Source organism: Acinetobacter sp. UBA6526, from assembly GCF_002434875.1.
In the GTDB taxonomy this organism is placed as follows: Bacteria; Pseudomonadota; Gammaproteobacteria; order Pseudomonadales; family Moraxellaceae; genus Acinetobacter; species Acinetobacter venetianus.
Map to the genome: position 1 here is coordinate 11824 of NZ_DJLC01000194.1, position 2699 is coordinate 14522.

The 2699-nt window shown below is 41.3% G+C and carries 2 protein-coding genes; both read right to left on the bottom strand.

What is annotated here, in order from left to right; translation table 11 throughout:
- Positions 1-24 precede the first annotated feature (24 nt).
- Positions 25-1194, bottom strand: a complete 1170-nt coding sequence (locus tag B4237_RS13220; RefSeq protein WP_286943520.1) for a zinc-binding dehydrogenase — start codon at positions 1192-1194, stop codon at positions 25-27.
- Between the two features lie 263 nt (positions 1195-1457).
- Positions 1458-2699: GMC family oxidoreductase (locus B4237_RS13225; RefSeq protein ID WP_286943522.1), on the bottom strand; the 1242-nt coding region annotated here is incomplete at its 5' end.

Here is a 2699-nt window from a genome sequence, read left to right on the forward strand (position 1 = left end):
GCTTTTTTATTACCAAGATTAAAATTAAATCAACTGAATATCTGAGCCTAATTTTTTAGGATCAATCAAAATTTTTGCGTGTTGTTCAGGATCACGTAAAGCATCAAAGGCATTCCCCACACCTTCCAAACCAACCACACCCGTAATCAGCGGTGAGACATCAATTTTACCTTCAGCAATCATATGTAGCGTGTCACGAAACTCAAGCGGTGTATAGCCCAGTACATATTGGATTTCCAACTCTTTGTTGATTGCCAATGCAGGTTCGATTTTATCGCTTTGCATACAGACACCAACGCCGACAATACGCGAGAACAATGGCGCACCTTCTAAAATTTGCTGCATGATTCCAGCCACGCCAACACATTCAAAAATCACAGGACGTTTCGGTAATAAACCGAGCTTATCGCCTACGCGCATCGCATTGACCCAAGGTAATGAGTAGGTCTGAACTTTATCAAAAATTCCCATCCCCATATTGATTGCTTCAGAGACGTTACCCAATAAGCCAAGCTCTTTCCAACTGCTAAATGGAGATTGTTGTTTAGGGTCAATCAAGATATCTGCGCCACACTGTTCAGCCAAACGACGTCGATTCGGTGAAAAATCGCTAGCAACGACAGTTTTAACGCCCGCTGCTTTGAGCATAATAATCACACCCAAACCAACAGGGCCGCAGCCAATGACAATTGCAGGCTCATTTTTCTTGATTCGACTACGACGTACCGCATGTAAAGCAACAGCCATTGGCTCAGTCAACGCTGCACTATCGGCATCTAAACCATTTGGAACTTCAAACATCAAACTCGATTGAACCAAGACTTGTTCTGCATATCCTCCTGATGCAATCGCTGAAAGTCCTGTAGGCATATAACCCTGTGAATCAACATTTAAGAGTGGCATTGCACAAACTAAAGTATCTTCTTTTAATTTACGGCGTGTTTTTGGACCATAATCCAAGACTTTACCGCAGAACTCATGCCCGAAAACCAATTTATCCGAGGATTTCGCAACTCCATCGAAACCCACACGTGCTGCCAAATCATGCATATGATCACAGTGATGCTGCATGTGTAAATCTGAACCACAGATACCACAACGTACCACTTCAAGTAACACCTGCCCTTTCGTCGGAATGAGTTCAAGTGAATCTTCAAGTTGTAGCTGTGCATTATGACAAACTAGAGATTTCATAGGATGCTTTCCTTTTTTGTTTTATTCCCATTGTTTAACTGTAGCACTTTGATCTATTACAAAGGCTAGCAAACAACATACGACCCAATCCTGACAAGGATGATTGTCAAAAACTATGACCTAAATATCTATATATCGCAGCAATTAAGTCAGCACTACAAGATTATAACTTCACTTTTCCGCGTATGCTGGAAACGCCTCGCAGCAACACTGAAAATGAAAAAAGCTAAGATATTTCTACCTTAGCTCCAGTAAATTATAGTTTACTTCCAAGTTTGACGAATCAAATCCACCGCTTTTTCAGCAATCATCACCGTTGGCGCATTGGTATTACCATTTACGACGGTTGGCATAATCGACGCATCAACCACACGCAAACCTTGGACACCATACACTTTCAGTTCAGGATCAACCACGGCCATATCATCCACGCCCATTTTACAACTGCCGACTGGGTGATACACCGTGTCAACACGTTGGCGTAAAATCTCACGAATTTCATCATCAGACTGCACATTGGCTGTAAACATATCTTCTTTAATTTTTTCACTTAAAGCAGGTGCATTCATTAACTTTTGCGTGACTTTATAACCATCAACCATATCCTGAAGATCTTGTTCATCCTCTAAGAATTTAAAATCAATGAGCAATGGATCATCGGCATTTTTACCACTGAGTTTAACTGAACCACGTGCACGCGGATTCAACAAACACACATGGCATGAAATACCATGACCTGTATGCATGGTTCGAGCATGGTTATCCACCACTGCAATCACGAAATGCAACTGTAGGTTCGGCTTATCTAGCTCAGGACGACTTTTTAAGAAACCACCACATTCTGCATAATTAGTGGTGATCAAACCACGGCGCTCTTTACGATAACGCCCTATTTGCTTCACTAAATCGACACTACCACCAACCGAAACCCCAAATGTTCCATCCATTTGCTTAGTTTTATACGCGAAAATAAAATCTGGATGGTCATGCAAGTTTTCACCAACACCCGCTAAATCTTTAACAACAGGAATCCCATGTTTTTCTAATTCTTGGCGTGGTCCAATACCTGAAAGCATTAATATTTGCGGTGACTGAAAAGCACCAGCAGATAATAAGACCTCTTTATTTACCTGAATCGTTAAATGTTGACCTTTGTGTTTATATTCAACACCGACAGCCCGATCATTTTCAATGACGATCTTCGAAACACTTGCTTGAGTCACGACATGTAAATTTGGGCGCTTACCTAGATGCGGAACTAAGTAGCCTCGCGCCGTACTCCAGCGCTCACCATTCTTTTGAGTAACTTGATAAACACCTAAGCCTTCTTGCTCAGCACCATTAAAGTCATCATTCAATGGATAACCCACCTGCTTAGCGGCCTCAATAAAGGTTTTTTGGTATGGATTATCTGAACGTAGCTCACTGACATTTAACGGGCCATGTTGTCCATGATATTCATTTTTAATTCTTTCATTATGCTCAGATTTTTTAAAATAAGGGAG

What these genes read in the sequence shown, in the direction of transcription:
- B4237_RS13220 (WP_286943520.1), bottom strand. Translation starts at nt 1,194, where the DNA reads ATGAAATCTCTAGTTTGTCATAATGCACAGCTACAACTTGAAGATTCA.